Origin of the sequence: Sphingomonas sp. HITSZ_GF (assembly GCF_029543155.1) — a bacterium.
GTDB lineage: Bacteria > Pseudomonadota > Alphaproteobacteria > Sphingomonadales > Sphingomonadaceae > Sphingomonas.
Map to the genome: position 1 here is coordinate 389,986 of NZ_JARQXA010000005.1, position 16,512 is coordinate 406,497.

Genomic DNA, 16,512 nt, shown 5'->3' on the forward strand with positions numbered 1-16,512 from the left:
CGGACAGCTCAGCCGAGCCGGACCACCGCGGTGGAGGCCATGCTCAGAGAATTTGCCGCGAGCGGCATGTGACAATGAGACATCCGACCACCTCCTTTCCGTTGTTGACGATGGCCTGGATGTGGGATGCCGGTGCCTCTGTTTCAATCGCAAGGAGCTGACATCGCACGCATTTTTTCGGGCGACGACGCCTCTCGAAGCCCGGCCGGGCCCTGCCATTCGGGACCGGACGCCTTCCCAGGAACCCGCGCCGATGGCTCCTCGTTCTGTCGATGGGGGCACTGGAGCGTGCCATGACAGAGATAGACCGCCTCATCGCTCAATCCGAAACGGAGCTTCGCCGGGCCAGGACCGCACAGTCCGTCGACGCCCGCGACCGTCATGTGATGTGCTCGGAGCGCCTGCTCGACGAAGCCTGGCGGCTGAATGAGGTCGACGCGGATTTGCCGCCGCTCGAGAGCGGCCTGTGGTGCGCGCGGACCGACGGGATGCGCGCGGCCGCCTGAGGCCCGGAACGGGCACCCGGCGGGACGGTTGGGAAAGGACTAGGAGAGACGTATGACCGATCATGTTCCCCAAGGGGCCAGTCCCCAGGATTTCCGCGAGACTGCCGAACGCAGCCTCGATGCAGGTATCGCCGATGAGAGCGCCAGCTACGCAGCCGCGGCTGTACCGGCCGGCGACGATCCGGGATGGCAGAATGCCGATGGCATCCCCCAGACCGGCGAGGAGGATCCGCTCGCGCAGGTGAGCGACGGCGATTCGAGCGCGGGTGCCGCCGAGTTCGCGCGCACTGAGCGCGCCGAGGCGCCGCAGGAGTCGGTGGACGGTAGCGACAGCATCGAGCCCGGTCGTATCCCGGGCTCGGCGCAGGACATTGAGGTGGCTGGCGTGACCGGGCCCGGCCCGAGTGGCTGACCGCCGATCTAGCGGAAGTCCCGTGGCTTGATCTTGATGCCCTCGGTCGGCTGTCCGGGAATGATGCCGGATCCCAGGCGGAGGTCCGGGATATAGATATCGCGAGGATTGCGGCCGAGCGGCCGCTCCGCCGGATCGCGCGGATCGGGGCCCTGGCCGTGCCTGACCACATCGGCCCGCGCGACGCGGTAGATGTCGGCGACCTCGCGCCGGCTCCCGACGCTCGCCAGTAGCGAGGACAGGTCGTCGAGCCGCTCGGCGATGACGTGGATGACGTCGCCTTCGCGCTGCACCTTTCCGCGAAGACCGATCATCGAGGCGCCGAGCACGACGCTGCGATATTTCTCGAAGACGCCAGTCCAGACGACGAGGTTGGCGATATCGGTTTCGTCCTCGATCGTGATGAACATCACGCCCCTGGCCGAGCCCGGCTTCTGCCGGACCAGGACCAGTCCCGCGAGATTGATCCAGCGGCCGTCCCTCGTCGTCCGGGTCGCCGAGCAGGGCAGGATATGCCTGTCGGCAAGTTCCTTGCGAAGGAAGGCGAGCGGATGCGCGCGCAGCGACAGGCTCGTGCTGCGATAATCCTCGACCACTTCCTGGCCCTCGCCCATCGGCGTCAGTATCACTTCGGGCTCGACGGTCTCGTCGCGCCAGGCCTGGTCACGCCGGTCGGCGGCCGCGAACAGCGGCAGCGGCGCGTCCGCCAAGCCCCTGACCTGCCAAAGCCCGCTCCGGCGCGTCTGGTCCAGCGAGCCGAACCCATCGGCCTCGCCGATACGGTTGAGCGCGCCGGCGCCGATTCCGGCGCGCCGCTGGATTTCCTCTACGCTGGCATATCGCCCTTCGCCCCGCGCGGCGACGATCGCAGCCGCATCGGCATTGGCGAGGTCGCGAACCATGCGCAGGCCCAGGCGCACCGCCATGTAGCGCCCGTCGGTCGGCTCCAGCGTACAGTCCCATCGGCTGGCGTTGACGTCTATCGGGCGCACCTCGACGCCATGCTCGCGGGCGTCCCGGACAATCTGTGCGGGCGCGTAGAAACCCATCGGCTGGGCGTTAAGCAACGCTGCGCAGAAGGCGTCGGGATGATGGCATTTCATCCAGCTCGAGGCATAGGCGATGAGCGCGAAGCTCGCCGCATGGCTCTCGGGAAAGCCATAGCTGCCGAATCCCTCGATCTGCTTGAAGGTCTTCTCGGCGAAGTCATGGGCGTATCCGCGCGAGACCATGCCGTCGATCAGCTTGTCGCGAAAATGGCTGACGCCGCCGGTCAGCTTGAACGTCGCCATGGCGCGGCGGAGCAGATCCGCCTCGCTCGCCGAGAAGCCGGCGCATTCGATCGCAACGCGCATCGCCTGCTCCTGGAAAAGCGGTACGCCTAGCGTCTTCTCGAGCACGCGGCGCAGCTCCTCCTTCGGATAGGTGACCGCCTCCTTGCCCTCGCGACGCCGGAGATAGGGATGGACCATGTCGCCCTGGATCGGGCCCGGGCGCACGATCGCGACCTCGATCACCAGATCGTAGAAGGTGCGCGGCTTGATGCGCGGCAGCATCGCCATCTGCGCGCGGCTCTCGATCTGGAAGACGCCGAGCGTGTCGGCCTTGCGGATCATCGCATAGGTGGCTGGATCCTCCGCCGGGATGGTCGCGAGGTCGAGCACGACGCCCTTGTCGGCCTCGAGGAATTCGAAGGCCCGCCGCATGCAGCTCAGCATGCCCAGCGCCAGCACGTCGACCTTCATGAAGCCCAAGGCATCGATGTCGTCCTTGTCCCATTCGATGACCTGGCGGTCCTCCATCGCGGCCGGCTCGATCGGCACCAGGTCGTCGAGCCGGTCCCGGGTCAGCACGAAGCCGCCGGGGTGCTGGGAGAGGTGCCGCGGCGTGTTGATCAGCTGCCGCGCCAGCTCGAGCGTGAGCGCGAGCCGGGGATCTGCCATGTCGAGATTGAGTTCCTCGGCCTGGGCGGAAGTGACACCCTCGCGGCTCCAGCCCCAGACCTGGCTCGCCAGCCCGGCGGTCATGTCCTCGCTGAGCCCCAGCGCCTTGCCGACCTCGCGTACCGCCCCGCGCGCGCGGTAGCGGCTGACGACCGCGGTGAGCGCGCTGCGGTCACGGCCATAAGTCTCGTAGATCCACTGGATCACTTCCTCGCGCCGCTCATGTTCGAAGTCCACGTCGATATCCGGCGGCTCCCTGCGCTCGGCGCTGACGAAGCGCTCGAACAGAAGTTCGGAGCGGACCGGATCGATCGACGTGATGCCGAGGCAATAGCATACCGCCGAGTTGGCGGCCGAGCCGCGGCCCTGGCAGAGGATGTCCCGCGAGCGCGCGAAGGCGACGATCGAATGGACGGTCAGGAAATAGGGCGCATAGTCGAGCTGGCCTATGAGGCGCAGTTCATGCTCGAGCTGCGCGCGGATCTTCGGCGTCACGCCGTCCGGATAGCGCCCGGGGGCCTTCTCCCAGGTCAGGCGCTCCAGCTCCTCCTGGGGAGTGCGCCCCGCCCCCTTGATCTCGTCGGGATATTGATAGCGGAGGTGCTCGAGGTCGAAGCTGCAGCGCTCCGCAATCTCGAGGCTTCGTGCGACCGGACGCGTATCGCCGAGATAGCGGCGGTACAGCCGCTCCATCTCCGCGCCGGTCTTCAGGTGCCGGTCGGCGATGCTTTCGCGGCGGTCGCCCAGCGCGTCGACCGTACATTTCTCCCGGATGCAGGTGACCACGTCCTGCAGCAAACGCCGCTCCGGCGCGTGATAGAGCACATCGCCCGTCGCCACGGTGGCGACCCGCGCCTTCGCCGCCATCTCGGACAGGTCGCGCAGTCGCACCGCGTCTCGCGGGCCGCGGCGCAGCGCAAGCGCCAGATAGGATCGGTCGGCGAAGATGCGGCTGGTCCGGTCCAATGCCGCCTGAGTATCGGCATTGGCCCGGTCCGGAACCAACACGCCGATAAGTCCCTGGTTCCAGGTCTCGATATCGCCCCAGTCGAGATGACAGGCGCCCTTGCCGGCGCGGCTCTTGCCGATCGAAAGCAGGCGCGTGAGCCGGCTCCAGGCGGTCCGGTCGGTCGGATAGACGAGCAGCGCAGTGCCATCGGCCAGATCGAGCCTGCAGCCGGCGATAGAGCGCACGCCGGTCGCCTTCTGAGCGTCCCAGGCGCGAACGATTCCCGCGACCGAGTTGCGATCGGCGATACCGAGCGCGGGAAGACCGAGCAGTGCCGCCGCGGCAAACAATTCCTCGGGCGAGGAGGCGCCGCGCAGGAAGCTGAAATGCGTGGTTACCTGGAGTTCGACATAAGAGGGGCGGGACATGGGACGAGTCGGCAAGAGGAACGATGTTCCTTATATGTTCTTGCCGGGCGGGTCGAATCGATCTTCGAGCCTCGCTCGTTGCCCCGGACCGACGCTCGTGTCCGGGGCCGACTGCCGCCTAGTCGCCCTGCGCCAGCAACGTGCGGATCGCCACCGCAAGCGTCTGGAGCTTGTATGGCTTGCGAAGTATCGGAAATTCCCGCTGGTCCGCGGGTATGAACTGCTTGCTGCTATAGCCGCTCGCAAGCAGCACCGCGACCCGATCGTTCTGCTCGCGCACGCGCTTGGCCAATTCCAAGCCGTTCATGCCCGGCATGACGATGTCGGAGAATATCAGGTCGACCGAGTTGTCTTTCAGGCGCTCGAGCGCTTCCTCGCCGCTCGCAGCCTCGACCACCTCGCAACCGAGATCCTCGAGCAGCTGTCGCGCGAAATAGCGGACATGGTCGCTATCCTCGACCAGCAGCACCTTGAGGCCAGCGGCAATCGAGACCTGGGGATCGAGCTCGGCTGACTTTTGCGCCGGCTTGTCGGTCCGGGGCAGCAGGATGCGGACCGTCGTGCCCTGGCCGAGCTCCGATTCGATGGTTGCGGCCCCCCCGGATTGCACGGCGAACCCATGGATCTGGGACAGGCCGAGCCCGGTGCCCTTTCCGGCCGGTTTGGTCGTGAAGAAGGGCTCGAACACGCGCTCCAGCTTCTCGGGCGCGATGCCCTCCCCGGTATCGCTGATCGCAAGGCACACCATGTCGCCCTCGGGCCGCGACAGGTTGCTCGTCACGAGACGGATCCGGCCTCCGTTCGGCATCGCATCGCGCGCATTCAGCACCGCGTTGAGCAGCGCAGTCTCCAGCCCCGTCGGATCGATCTCGACCGGCCAGAGCGCCGGCGCCAGGTCGAGCTCGAGCGCGACATTGCCGCCCAGCGTACGCTGGAGCATTTCGGCCACCGCATCAAGACGCACGCTCAGATCAAGAACCTCGGGCTCGAGCGGCTGGCGCCGCGCAAAGGCCAAGAGCTGCGAAGTCAGGCTGGCGGCGCGCTCGGCGGTCTCCAGCATGACGTGGAGATAGCGGTTACGCTTCTCGGCGGGCAGGTCCGGCTGCTGCAGAAGGAAATCGGTCGAGCCGCGGATCACGGTCATCAGATTGTTGAAGTCGTGCGCGATGCCTCCGGCCAGCTCGCCGAGTGCCTGGAGCTTCTGCGACTGGAGGAGCGCGGCCTGGGTGTCGCGCAGCTCGTCCTGCGCGAGCTTGCGCTCGGTCACGTCGCGCGTGATCTTCGCGAAGCCGATATGGGTGCCGGCCTCGTCGTAGATCGGATCGATGACGACATGGGCCCAGAATAGTGATCCATCCTTGCGGACGCGGCGAGCCTCGGCCTCGAACTTGCCTTCGCGCAGTGCCGTCTCGAGCGCCGTGGCCGGCGCGCCCCGCGCGCGATCCTCTTGGGTGTAGAAGAGCGAGAAATGCTGGCCCAGCACCTCCTGCTCCTCATAGCCCTTGATTGCGCGGGCGCCGGCGTTCCAGCTGGTGATGCGTCCGACCGGATCAAGCATGTAGATGGCGTAGTCGTGCACGCCCTGCACGAGCATGCGGAATTGCAGTTCGCTGGCCAGGCGCGCCTGTTCGAGCTGGCGCCGCTCGGTGATGTCGCGCGTGATCTTGGCGAAGCCGACCAGCGTCCCATCCTCGGCGCGGATCGGGTCGAGCACGGCATGCGCCCAGAACCGGCTGCCGTCCTTGCGCACCCGCCAGCCCTCGACCTCAGAGCGGCCCTCGCCGGCCGCCTTGGCGAGCGCTTTGGCGGGAAGCCCGGCCGCGCGATCCTCCGGCGTGAAGAAGCGCGAATAATGCTCGCCGACGATCTCCTCCGCGGCATAGCCCTTGAGCCGCTCGGCACCCGCATTCCAGGTGACGATCCGGCCTTCGCGATCGAGCATGTAGATCGCATAGTCGATCACCGACTGGACCAGTATCTCGAACCGGTTTGCGACAGGATCCTCGAACGGCGATTGGACCATTTTATTCCCTGAAAAGAAGGCGCTGCGCCGCCATAGCGCGCATGGGCACGGCCGCGCAAATCCCGCTAGTGGGCGGAGATTGCTGGAAATTGTCCAGCTCCTCCGGGCCGAACGACGCGCCACGACCCGAGAGCGGCCGAGACGCGAGCATGGCTCAGAACGGCGGGCCGGTTATGGCTGCGGGCGGAACGTGCGCGTTGCCAAGGGGTTGATATCACCGCGTGCAAGGCATGCCCCAAAGTCAGCTAAGTGCAGGAAATCATTGTGTCGGATTCTCGAATCGTCGCCATTGGTCTGCTCACCCGGCAGGACCTGGACCGGCTGGGAGAAAGCTTCCGGGGCGCGATACCCGTGCCGGCCGACGGAGGGTTCGACGATCTGTTGCGCCAGCTCGACCAGGTCGAGCTGGCCGCCTCGGGTCGCGGCGTCCTGTTGGTTGCCGATCCGGCGTCGCACGGCGAGACATGATCTCCGCTCGGCCGGCCTGCTGCCGGGCCGAGTCTCTTACCCAATCGCGCGCGCCCCCCGGCACTACCATTCGGCCCGAGCCTGATCTGGGTTAATTCGTGATTTATTAGGAGGTTAGCGCCCAGATGACTTCTGCAAGGAGAATTCGATGCTGCAACTTCTCTACATCAGCTCGGCGCGCAGGAACGAAGTCATCGATCTCGACCAGCTCCTTGCACAGGCGCAGCGAAACAATGCGCGCGACGAGATCACCGGCCTTCTCTACACCGATGGCCGTCGGTTTCTCCAGGCGCTCGAAGGACCGAAGACCGCGGTCGAAGACGTCTTCCTTCGCATCATCGCCGATCCTCGCCACCATGCACTGGTGCTTCTCTCGCGGCGCGAAACCACGCGGCGCGAATTTGGCGAATGGTCGATGGCCCGCCGCAGCTTTCAGGAGACGCAGGACCAGTTCGGCGGCCGTATCGCCGCTCTTTGCCGGGATGCCGATCCGTCGATCCGCGGCACCTTCGCCGGGCTGGTCGACGTGCGGGACGCCGCCTAGCCCTCCTTGGGTCCGAAGTCGCCCATATCGTCTCGCGCCGCCGTGCTGCGGCGGTCGAGCGCGATCCGGACCCGGTCCGCTAGCTCCTCCTTGCGATAGGGCTTGCCGACCACGTCGAGCTGCGTGCCGCGCGGGATGTCCGCTACAAGATCCTCGTTATAGCCGGTCGTCATCAGGATGGGCAGCAACGGCCGAATGGCGCGGCTTCGCTCGACGAGCTCGAGACCGCTCATGCCACCCGGCATCACGATATCGGTGAAAAGGAGATCCACGGGTTGCCCTTCGAGGATCGGAACCGCTTCCTCGCCGCTGGCCACCGCTATGACTTGGTAGCCGAGCGAAACTAGCTGCTCGCGCGCGAGCATCCGCACATCCTCACTGTCTTCGACGAGCAGGATCGTTTCGCTTCCTTTCGGGAGCGCGCCCGCCCGGGCGTGCTCGACCCGGCGCAGGCTCGCCGCCTCGGCCTGCGCGACCGGAAAAAGCATCCGGATCTCGGTGCCCTGATCGGGTGCGGACTCGATCTCCAGCCGCCCGAGCGATTGCTGGACGAAGCCATGCACCATCGCGAGCCCCAGTCCGGTACCGCGCTCGCTGCCCTTCGTGGTGAAGAAGGGCTCGGTGGCCCGCTGGCGTACGTCGGCGGACATGCCGGTGCCCTGGTCGCGGATCGCCAGAACGACATAGTCACCGGGCGGCAGTTGCCGGGCCTCGGCATTGCCGTTCAGCGTCAGCCGTTCGGTCGCGATCGTCACGGTGCCTCCCGAGGGCATGGCGTCGCGCGCATTGATAAGCACGTTGAGCACCGCCATCTCGAGGTGCGTCGGGTCAATGCTGATGGCCGGCAGGCGCCGCTCGAGCGCCATCACCAGCCTGATCTGCGCCCCGACCGTATTGTCGAGCAGATCCCCGAACTCGTGCAGGAGATCGTTGAGGTCGACATTCCTGGGTTCGAGCCGGGTCTTGCGCGCAAAGGCGAGCAACTGCCGCGTCAGCTTGGCACCGCGGTCCGTCGCTCGGGCGGCGTTGTCGAGCAGGCGAAGCTGGCGCTCGCTCAGGGGGTCGTTACGCAGCAGATCGAGATTTCCGGCGACGACCTGCAGCAAATTGTTGAAGTCATGCGCCAGCCCGGCCGTGAGCTGGCCGATCGACTCCATCTTCTGGGCCTGGCGGAAGGACTGTTCGGACGAGCGACGGCGCGTGACGTCGAGCTGACTGGCGAAGAAGTAGATCAGCGCGCCGGCATCGTCATAGACTGGCGCGACGAAGACCGCATTCCAGAAGGAGGTGCCGTCGCGACGGTAGTTCAGGATCTCCAGAGAGATAGCCTGCTCGGCAGCGACCGCCTCGCGAAGCTCGCGCACCGAACCGCGGTCCGTATCCGGTCCCTGGAGGAAGCGGCAATTCCGGCCGAGGATCTCGGCTTCCGAATATCCGGTCAGGTCGAGAAACGCCTTGTTGGCGAAGGCGATCGGATTATCGGGCTGCCTGGGATCGGTGATGATCATCGGCATCCGCGTCATCTGCAATGCCGCGAAGAATATGGTGCCGCGATCGGTGAGCCCGGGCTGCGCGACTGTCGAGCTCTTCCAATGATGGCTCGGGCGGTCGCCCGTCGGAAAGTAGGAGGTGTCGTCCGGGAGGTCCCCGGCGGGGATCCCCGTCGCCTCGCGCCCGCCGCCTCTCTCTTCGTCTTGATTCACTCAACAGGCCTTTCGCAGGTCGCGCGTCGAACCGGGGCTAGCATCGCTGCTGCCGCAACGGCTCTAAACTGGGGCAAGCCGGCCATGGCGAAATCCTTCAATCGCGCCTGCCCCGAGCTTGAAGGATCGAGACGATGCCGTGGCACATGTCCTGGCAACCGAAGGTCCAACGGCACCGGCGAAGCATCGCGCTAGGACTTGCCGCCTGTCGCCGTGTCGCCTGCCAGCATCGATTCGACCATGGCGCCGCCGACGCCCGCGATCGCAGTCTGCGCCAGCTCCTTCACTTCCTGCCGGCCGATATCGATCGCACTCTCCGTCGCGCCGCGCGCGACATCCTCCAGCGTGTCCGCGAGCGGACCGAGAACCTCGGCTTCGCGGCGCGTGACGGGCAACAGCAGCGCAATTCCGGCGCCGATCGTGGCGGCACCGAGCGCGGCGGTAATCGGATTTTCCGCGACCTGCCGGGCACCTGCCGATGCCAGCCGGCCGAGGCGACCGCCAGCGCCGGCGATCGCGGCGCGGCCTGTGTCGATGCGGCGCGACTTTCGCGCCCCCCGTGCCTGGCTCGTGGCGGCTTCGGGCTTCGTAGCGGTCTGACGGGTCATGCGAGCGCCTCCTTTGCGCGTGCCTGGCTACCCGACCCGGACCGAAGCAGCCCGGCCTTGAAAATGCGTCCGACCGCGAAGCCCAGCAGCGAGGCCGTGCCGATCGCGATCACCGGGTTGCGCCCGATGACGCGCCGCGTGCCGTCGGCGATTTCGTCCACATGCGTGTTCCGCACCGTCTCCGCGAGACGATCGAGGGCGTCTCCACCACGGTGCACGGCGCTTCCGGCAGTCTCGCCGAATCTTTCCCCGGCATCGTCGCCGAACTGGCGCACGATCTCGACGACGGTGCCGATGGCGTCGGCAGCCCCCGCCTTTCGCTCTTCGGCAATCCGGCCAAGCCGCGCGATACCCTGGTCGACAAGCATATTGCTCGAGGTGCCGATGCGGCTCGCGATGTGGGACAGTGTCGAGGGCGATGTCGCCTTGGGCGCCTCGGGCGCCGCGGCGGCGCCGGCGGCTTCTGTCGGAGTCGTGGTCATGTGATTTGCTCCCGTCGGAATTCGCGCTCTCAACCGACGCGAATGCACCCAGTTCCCTTTTGCCGGCAGAGGCAGGCCGTCCGCCACGAGGGACACGGCGATGGCAAGGAGAGGCGCGCGTCAGGCGGCCAGCGCGTAGCGCCTGCAATGCTCGAGATATCCCGCCTCGTGGCTCCCTGCGAGGGAAACGACGCTTTCCCAGAGCCAGGAGGGGGCGTCGATCAATCCGCGCCGGTCGGCGTCCAGCGCTTCCCCCCACGCCTTCCGGGAAGAGGCGTCGAGTTGCCTCGCATGCGCCTTGGCCACCACGAAGGCGAGATAGCGTGCGGCCTTTATCGCCTGTCCCTGGCTGAACTGCTCGACTTCGATCTTGAGGTCCTGGGGCGCCAGTTCGCGCAGCACCAGGCTTCGATCCAGCATTTGCACCGGCATCATGCGCGAGCCAAGGTAAGGCGAGAGTGCCTTCGCGGCGGTGACAACCCTTTCCCCCTGGTCCTTGGGCAGCCGGGCGCCTCGATAGGCCGGCGCGATAGGCTCGACCGCCTCTTTCAAATCCATCAAGGCATATTCCGATTTCCCCTTGCCGGTATCCAAGCCGACGATCGCCGCGAAACGCAGCGACCCGAGCGAGCTGCAGCCTTTCATCCAATAGGCCGCATCGACGAGCCGGACGCTGCGCTCCTTGCCTTTGCGGTCGAGCGACAGGATCAGCCGCGCGACATCGCCATCCTCGAACAGGCTTTGCAGCGCGACACGCTCGTCGGGGTCGAGCGCCCAGAAGCGCTTGCCCAGCGGCAGCCTCGGCTCGACCGCGTCCAGGCGCTCCTTGGCGAGGTGTTTCCAGCGGCGTCCCAGCGCACGCCGCTTGACGCTGCGGACAAGCTCGGGCTCCACGCCGGGGTCGTCCTGGTCGGGATCGCGCAGCGCGGCACCATAGCCGTCCACCATTTCCTCCATCATCCGGGCGGTCACGACACCCGGAAGATCCGAACCGCGCGCCGCCGTCGCGAGCGACAGGCCCAGGCGAATCAGATCCTGGGCCGGATTTCCGATAACGGCCTGGTCCAGGTCGCGGATCTGGATTTCCACATCGCCCTGTTCGTTGGCGAGCGGTCCGAGATTGCCGAGGTGGCAGTCGCCGCAAATCCATATCGCCGGCCCCTGCGGCACCCGGCTCGCGGCGGGCGATGCCGCCAGCCACTCGTAGAATTTGGCGGTGTTGCCGCGGACGAAGGCGTGCGCGGACCGGGCCATCTTCATGGCGCGGCGACTTTCCAACATGGTCTTGCGGTCGGCTGGGAGTGGCATCGGCAAATCTGGTTTCCTCATTGGGAAACGCTGCAACGCCCGAGCGGACGGATTGTAACAAACTGTTGCTGCTGCCGTGCTCCCGACTGTCGCCGATAGATTTAACCTGAAGCAAGTGCCTGAGCGAGCGCGAGATTTCTGAGGAACGCTGTGCCCGCTTTCGAGTTGAGCAGCGCACCGACGCCATAGGGCGACGCGCCACTTTGGCAAAGGCCGCGAGGCCACGACTTGCGCGTCGCGGCCGGGCTATGATGGGAGGTCGCCACGCTTATTGCGATTGCTGGCTGGGTGGCGCCCTGCGCAACCATGATTGCCGCGATGATGACCGCCGCGAACCTCGGCGCCCGTTTGACGGGATGGGGCTTCGTCGTCTTCACCATCGGATCGATCGGCTGGGCGACGGTCGGCCTTTCCAGCGGGCAGACCAATTTGCTCGCGACCAACTGCTTCCTGACGCTCGTCAACGCGGTGGGGATCTGGCGCTGGCTGGGCCGCCAGCGCGTCTATGAGGATGGTGGGAAGTCGGCCTCCCAAGCGAGCCGGCGCGCCGCCGCGCCTTCGCTATTCACTGCCACCGGCCTGGCCGGGATGCCCGTGGTCGACAGCGTCGGCGACCGCGTGGGGAAGGCGGTCGAGGCGCTTGTCGAATGCGCGACCGGCGAGATCAGCTATGTAGTGGTGGCGAGCGGCCCGGCCACCGGGATTGGCGAGGCGCTGCGCGCAGTGCCGCGCCAGGCGATCCGTTTCGGCTGCGACTCCCTGGCGCTCGATATGCCGCGTTCCTTCTTCGACGCGATCGAGCCGCTCGACGGCGGCGACTGGCCCGTGAAAGTCGACCTGCTCCATGCGTCCTGATCTGCATCGTCCGGTCGGGTGCAGCTCTCCGTCTGCGCCCTGCGCGTGGGGATGCGGCTTTCCGGAGGACGCTCGCCGGGCCTCCGGCGGCATGACCATCCCGTTTTGAAAGGTAGAACAGCGTGTCGTCCATGCCCGAGCCTGCGGTCCGCGCCCTCGCTGCCGCCGATACGGCGCGCCCCGCACCGATCGGTGCGGCCGCGGCCCAGTTGGCCGAGGTCCTTGCCGTGGAAGACGTCATCGTCGCCGCTGGCGATGAACAGCGGGCGGCGGCGCTTGCCCGGACCCTGGACGCTCTCACCGAGGCAGAGATTTTCTACTGCCCCGGCAGCGACGCGATTCCGGGCGACGACGCGCCGGCATCCCCGGTGAATGTCGGGCAACGCGTCTCTGCGTTGCGCCGGCTCCGCCTCGCGCAGGCGCACGCGCGCCAGCGCCGGATCGCATTGGTGACCAGCGGCGAGGCGCTCGGCCATCGCTACCCGCCGCCACAGGCTTTCGATGCCGAGCCGCCCAGGGTTGCCCGCGGCGAGGCATTGGACCTGGCCAGTCTCTTCGACGCGCTGGTCGAAGCTGGTTATGTCAGCGACGAACGGGTCGACGAACCGGGAGAAGTGGCGCTTCGGGGGCAGGTCCTCGACGTGTTTCCGGCCGATGCCGAGCTGCCGCTGCGCGTCGAGATTGTCGATGGCGTCGTTGTTTCCATCCGGAGCTACGATCCGATCGACCAGCGCTCGGTAGAGGAACTCGACGCGCGCGAGCTTGGGCGCGTGGCCGAACCGGATATCGGGAACGAAGGCGTCTCGCTCGTCGATCACTTGCCCGGCGCCCGGCTGGCGATCGAGACCGGCGCGGAGGAGCGCCGGCGTCGACTGCTCGCCCTCGTCGCGGATGCCGAGCGGCGGCGTCCTGGCAAGGCGCGCCGGCACGTCGTCGGCGATCGCGACTGGTCCGCATCGATCGCGGAGCGCGAAGCGATAGAGCTCGAGGCCGAACCGGCTCCCGTCCCCCGGTTCGTGGAGGAAAGATCGCCGATGCGCGCCTTTGGCGCGTTCGCGCGCGCGCTGCTCGCGGAGGGTGGCACCCTGGCGATCCTCGCAACCGCCCGCGACCTGCGCTTTCTTCGCGCACGCGTCGCCAAGGCGGCAAGGGCCGAGATCACGGGCATGCCGAACTGGGCGAGCGTCGTCGGAGCCGAGTCCGGCCGCCTCCTCGCCCTTGAAGTGCCCCTGGACCGCGGCTTCCGCCGCGGCAATCTGGTTGCCGTTGCGGCCGCCGACCTGCTCGGCAGCCGGGCGGAACGCGGCGATGAGATCGCCGACAGCCACCAAGCATTGGTCTTCGCGCTGGACGAGATCCGCATCGGCGACGTCGTCGTCCATGAGGACCATGGCATCGGCCGCGTCAGGGGGCTCGAAGCCTCGCCGGCAGCGGACACGGAAGCGATCGCGCTCGAATATGCAGGGGGCGCAGTGCGGCTTGTGCCGATCGGCCAGGCCGATCGCCTGTGGCGCTACGGCGCGGACGCCGACGCAGTGCCGCTGGACAGGCTCGACGGTTCCAGTTGGGAGAAGCGCCGTTCCGCGATCGACGCAGCGATCGCCGAGACCGCAGCGGGGCTGATCGAGATGGCAGCGGCGAGCGCCAGGCGAACGGCGCCGGTGCTCTCGCCGGACTCGGGTGAGTATGAGAAATTCGCCGGCGGATTCGCATTCACCGAGACGCGGGACCAGGCCAAGGCGATCGATGCGGTGCGCGCCGATCTGGCCTCGGGAAAGCCGATGGACCGCCTCGTCATCGGCGATGTCGGCTACGGCAAGACCGAGGTGGCGCTGCGCGCGGCCGCGCTCGCTGCGCTTGCGGGATACCAGGTCGCGATCGCCGCCCCCACCACCGTGCTCGCGCGTCAGCACCTGGAAAATTTCGCCGCGCGGTTCGAAGGAACCGGAATAGAAGTCGCGGGCCTGTCCCGGCTTTCCACGCCGGCCGAGCGCAGGCGCGTCCGAGCCGGCATCGCGGACGGCTCGATCCGGGTCGTCGTCGGCACGGGCGCCGTGGCCGGCAAGGGCGTCACCTACGACAGGCTCGGCCTGGTCATCATCGACGAAGAGCAGCGGTTCGGCACAGCCGACAAGGAACGCCTTCGCGATTTGGGCGCAGGCCATGCGCTCTCGCTGAGCGCAACCCCGATCCCGCGCACGCTGCAGAGCGCACTTGTCGGCCTCCAGCAGCTTTCGATCATCGCATCGCCTCCCGCGCGGCGCCAGCCGATCCGCACTGCGGTCGCCGCGTTCGACAAGGCCGCGATACGCGCCGCACTGCTGCGCGAACGCAGCCGGGCGGGCCAGAGCTTCGTGGTCGTGCCGCGTATCGAGGACATGGCGCCGCTCGCCACAATTCTCGGCGAGCTCGTGCCGGAACTCGAGGTGCTGGCTGCCCATGGCAAGATGGGCGCGGCGGAGATCGACGAGACCATGGTCCGCTTCGCCCGGGGCGACGGCGACGTCCTGCTGGCCACCAACATCATCGAGGCCGGCCTCGACGTGCCGCGGGCGAATACCATGGTGATCTGGCGGGCGGACCGGTTCGGCCTGAGCCAGCTCCACCAGCTGCGCGGACGCGTCGGTCGCGGCGGACGCCGTGGCCAGGTCATCCTCCTGACCGACCCGGACAAGGCGCTGGCGCCGCGAACGCTGAAGCGCCTGCGGACGCTCGAGGCCTTCGACCGGCTCGGCGCAGGCTTCGCGGTGAGTGCGGCGGACCTGGACATGCGCGGCGCGGGCGACCTCATGGGCGACGCACAGGCCGGCCATATGAAGCTGATCGGCATGGACCTGTATCAGGATCTTCTGGGGGCGGCCCTTCGCGCCGAGCGCGGCGAATCCGTGGAGCGCTGGACGCCCGATCTTCGCCTCGGCATCGAGGGCCGGATCCCGGAATCGTTGATTCCGGAAGGTGAGATCCGGATCACTTTCTATATCAGGCTCGCCCGTGCGCGATCGGCGGGCGAGATCGATCGGATCGAGGAGGAACTGGAAGATCGGTTCGGATCGCTACCTCCCGAAGCGAGGACATTGCTTGCGATCGCCCGCGTCCGAACCGAAGCGCGCTCGGCAGGCATCGCCCGCATCGATGCCGGGCCGGCTGCGATCGCGCTGACGCCGCGACCCGATAGCGGTCGAGCGTTCGAGGGCCTCGCGCTCGAGCCGAAAGGCGACCGGCTGATCGCAAGGGATCGCATCGAGGATCCGCTCGCCAGGCTCGAGCGGATAGAGGAATTGCTCGCGACGATCCGCGAGACCGGCGACGGCGAATCCACGAATTCTGTTCGGTAAGGCCAGGCCCGGCTAACGGCGAAGCGCGTCGCGACCCGGACGCCATTGCCGGACTTCGTCCCGGGCTAGCCGTCCTCGCGATCGGCTCTCGCCGGCGCCAGCGCCGGCATCGCCGCGAAGGCACCGAAGCCTGCCTCGCCACCCTGGGCCAGATCTAGTCAGTCGGAATCGGCACCAGGCTCGGCCATGCCCCGATGCAGTTCCGCCAGCACCGATTGCGGCGCGATCCCTGCAGCTGCCACCTGCAGCTTGTTGGCGAGGCCCGATACGACATGACCCTTGCCGGCCATCAGCGCATCCCAGCCGTCCTTCGCCACCTTGGCAGGATCGGCCTTGGACTCGTCCCGGCCTACCTTGGTGTCCAGCATGTCGGCACGTGCAAAGAATTCGGTGTCGGTCGCGCCAGGCATCAGCGTGGTCAGCGTGACGCCCTTGGCGTCCTTGAGCTCGTTGCGCAGCGCCTCAGTGAAATTGTCGATGAACGCCTTGGTGGCATTGTACACGGCATTGAAGCTCCCGGGGATGTATCCGGCGATCGAGCCCGTCACCAGAACCTTCCCGCTGTCTCGCGCTACCATGTCGCGCAGTACTTTCTGGAGCAGATAGACGGTTCCGGTGACGTTGGTGTCGATCGAATGTCGCCAAGCCGCGACGTCCTGCTCGAGAAAGGGACCGCCGGTGCCGATGCCCGCGTTCGCGCAGACCAGATCGATGGCACGGCCGGCAGCTGTCTCGAGCAGCGCATCGACGCCGTCGAGCGTCGAGAGGTCGGCCTGCACCGACTGTACCTGGGCGCCGAACTGCCGGAAGTCCGCTGCCGCCGCATCGATCAGCGGTTCGTCGGCGACGACGATCAGATCATAGCCTTCCTTCGCCGCGAGTGTCGCCAGTTCGAAGCCGATCCCCGTGGAGGCACCGGTGACGATCGCGAGTCTGTTCGCCATTTTC

The 16,512-nt window shown here is 67.2% G+C and carries 13 protein-coding genes; 6 read left to right on the forward strand and 7 right to left on the reverse strand.

Annotation, left to right across the window (positions count from 1 at the left end; all coding sequences use genetic code 11):
* Nucleotides 1-293 precede the first annotated feature (293 nt).
* Together P6144_RS16140 and P6144_RS16145 are read left to right on the forward strand one after the other, a co-directional pair.
* Nucleotides 294-506, forward strand: coding sequence for a hypothetical protein (locus P6144_RS16140; protein WP_277768824.1), 213 nt, complete (start codon nt 294-296; stop codon nt 504-506).
* Nucleotides 507-558: 52 nt separating this feature from the next.
* Nucleotides 559-918, forward strand: coding sequence for a hypothetical protein (locus P6144_RS16145; RefSeq protein ID WP_277768825.1), 360 nt, complete (start codon nt 559-561; stop codon nt 916-918).
* An 8-nt stretch (nt 919-926) separates the two neighbouring features.
* On the opposite strand, the gene P6144_RS16150 is transcribed toward P6144_RS16145, so the two are convergent.
* Nucleotides 927-4,238, reverse strand: coding sequence for an error-prone DNA polymerase (locus P6144_RS16150; RefSeq protein WP_277768826.1), 3,312 nt, complete (start codon nt 4,236-4,238; stop codon nt 927-929).
* Nucleotides 4,239-4,356: 118 nt separating this feature from the next.
* Nucleotides 4,357-6,261: a PAS domain-containing sensor histidine kinase gene (locus P6144_RS16155; RefSeq protein WP_277768827.1), complete on the reverse strand. Its 1,905-nt coding sequence runs from the start codon at nt 6,259-6,261 to the stop codon at nt 4,357-4,359.
* A gap of 264 nt (nt 6,262-6,525) precedes the next feature.
* On the opposite strand from P6144_RS16155, the gene P6144_RS16160 reads away from it, so the two are divergent.
* Both P6144_RS16160 and P6144_RS16165 read left to right on the forward strand, forming a co-directional pair.
* The gene (locus tag P6144_RS16160) at nt 6,526-6,729 is read left to right on the forward strand and encodes a hypothetical protein (RefSeq protein WP_277768828.1); all 204 of its coding nucleotides are present in this window, start codon (nt 6,526-6,528) and stop codon (nt 6,727-6,729) included.
* A gap of 148 nt (nt 6,730-6,877) precedes the next feature.
* Nucleotides 6,878-7,273: a BLUF domain-containing protein gene (locus P6144_RS16165; protein WP_277768829.1), complete on the forward strand. Its 396-nt coding sequence runs from the start codon at nt 6,878-6,880 to the stop codon at nt 7,271-7,273.
* On the opposite strand, the gene P6144_RS16170 is transcribed toward P6144_RS16165, so the two are convergent.
* From P6144_RS16170 to P6144_RS16185, 4 genes are all read right to left on the reverse strand, one after another.
* A complete protein-coding gene (locus P6144_RS16170; RefSeq protein WP_277768830.1) occupies nt 7,270-8,976 on the reverse strand; it encodes a histidine kinase famiy protein in 1,707 nt (568 codons plus the stop codon). The two genes, P6144_RS16165 and P6144_RS16170, sit on opposite strands and share 4 nt — an antisense overlap.
* 191 nt (nt 8,977-9,167) lie before the next feature.
* The gene (locus P6144_RS16175; RefSeq protein ID WP_277768831.1) at nt 9,168-9,584 is read right to left on the reverse strand and encodes a hypothetical protein; all 417 of its coding nucleotides are present in this window, start codon (nt 9,582-9,584) and stop codon (nt 9,168-9,170) included.
* Nucleotides 9,581-10,066 carry a hypothetical protein gene (locus P6144_RS16180; protein WP_277768832.1) on the reverse strand — a complete coding sequence of 162 codons (486 nt, stop codon included), beginning with the start codon at nt 10,064-10,066 and terminating at the stop codon, nt 9,581-9,583. Before P6144_RS16180 ends, P6144_RS16175 begins: the two co-directional genes overlap by 4 nt.
* A gap of 120 nt (nt 10,067-10,186) precedes the next feature.
* Nucleotides 10,187-11,374 carry a DUF2252 family protein gene (locus tag P6144_RS16185; RefSeq protein WP_277768936.1) on the reverse strand — a complete coding sequence of 396 codons (1,188 nt, stop codon included), beginning with the start codon at nt 11,372-11,374 and terminating at the stop codon, nt 10,187-10,189.
* 306 nt (nt 11,375-11,680) lie between these two features.
* On the opposite strand from P6144_RS16185, the gene P6144_RS16190 reads away from it, so the two are divergent.
* Together P6144_RS16190 and P6144_RS16195 are read left to right on the forward strand one after the other, a co-directional pair.
* Nucleotides 11,681-12,229 carry a PRC-barrel domain-containing protein gene (locus P6144_RS16190; protein WP_277768833.1) on the forward strand — a complete coding sequence of 183 codons (549 nt, stop codon included), beginning with the start codon at nt 11,681-11,683 and terminating at the stop codon, nt 12,227-12,229.
* A 131-nt stretch (nt 12,230-12,360) separates the two neighbouring features.
* Nucleotides 12,361-15,564 (forward strand): helicase-related protein, encoded by a 3,204-nt coding sequence (locus P6144_RS16195; RefSeq protein WP_277768834.1) that lies wholly within the window; start codon nt 12,361-12,363, stop codon nt 15,562-15,564.
* Nucleotides 15,565-15,722: 158 nt separating this feature from the next.
* Here the strand turns inward: P6144_RS16195 and P6144_RS16200 are convergent, their stop codons facing one another.
* Nucleotides 15,723-16,508: an SDR family NAD(P)-dependent oxidoreductase gene (locus tag P6144_RS16200; RefSeq protein WP_277768835.1), complete on the reverse strand. Its 786-nt coding sequence runs from the start codon at nt 16,506-16,508 to the stop codon at nt 15,723-15,725.
* Between the last annotated feature and the right edge of the window lie 4 nt (nt 16,509-16,512).

Coding starts and splice junctions, on each gene's coding strand:
- P6144_RS16155 (WP_277768827.1), bottom strand. CDS start 6,261: ATGGTCCAATCGCCGTTCGAGGATCCTGTCGCAAACCGGTTCGAGATA.
- P6144_RS16180 (WP_277768832.1), bottom strand. CDS start 10,066: ATGACCACGACTCCGACAGAAGCCGCCGGCGCCGCCGCGGCGCCCGAG.
- P6144_RS16150 (WP_277768826.1), bottom strand. CDS start 4,238: ATGTCCCGCCCCTCTTATGTCGAACTCCAGGTAACCACGCATTTCAGC.
- P6144_RS16185 (WP_277768936.1), bottom strand. CDS start 11,374: ATGCCACTCCCAGCCGACCGCAAGACCATGTTGGAAAGTCGCCGCGCC.
- P6144_RS16165 (WP_277768829.1), top strand. CDS start 6,878: ATGCTGCAACTTCTCTACATCAGCTCGGCGCGCAGGAACGAAGTCATC.
- P6144_RS16190 (WP_277768833.1), top strand. CDS start 11,681: ATGATTGCCGCGATGATGACCGCCGCGAACCTCGGCGCCCGTTTGACG.
- P6144_RS16175 (WP_277768831.1), bottom strand. CDS start 9,584: ATGACCCGTCAGACCGCTACGAAGCCCGAAGCCGCCACGAGCCAGGCA.
- P6144_RS16195 (WP_277768834.1), top strand. CDS start 12,361: ATGCCCGAGCCTGCGGTCCGCGCCCTCGCTGCCGCCGATACGGCGCGC.
- P6144_RS16140 (WP_277768824.1), top strand. CDS start 294: ATGACAGAGATAGACCGCCTCATCGCTCAATCCGAAACGGAGCTTCGC.
- P6144_RS16200 (WP_277768835.1), bottom strand. CDS start 16,508: ATGGCGAACAGACTCGCGATCGTCACCGGTGCCTCCACGGGGATCGGC.
- P6144_RS16145 (WP_277768825.1), top strand. CDS start 559: ATGACCGATCATGTTCCCCAAGGGGCCAGTCCCCAGGATTTCCGCGAG.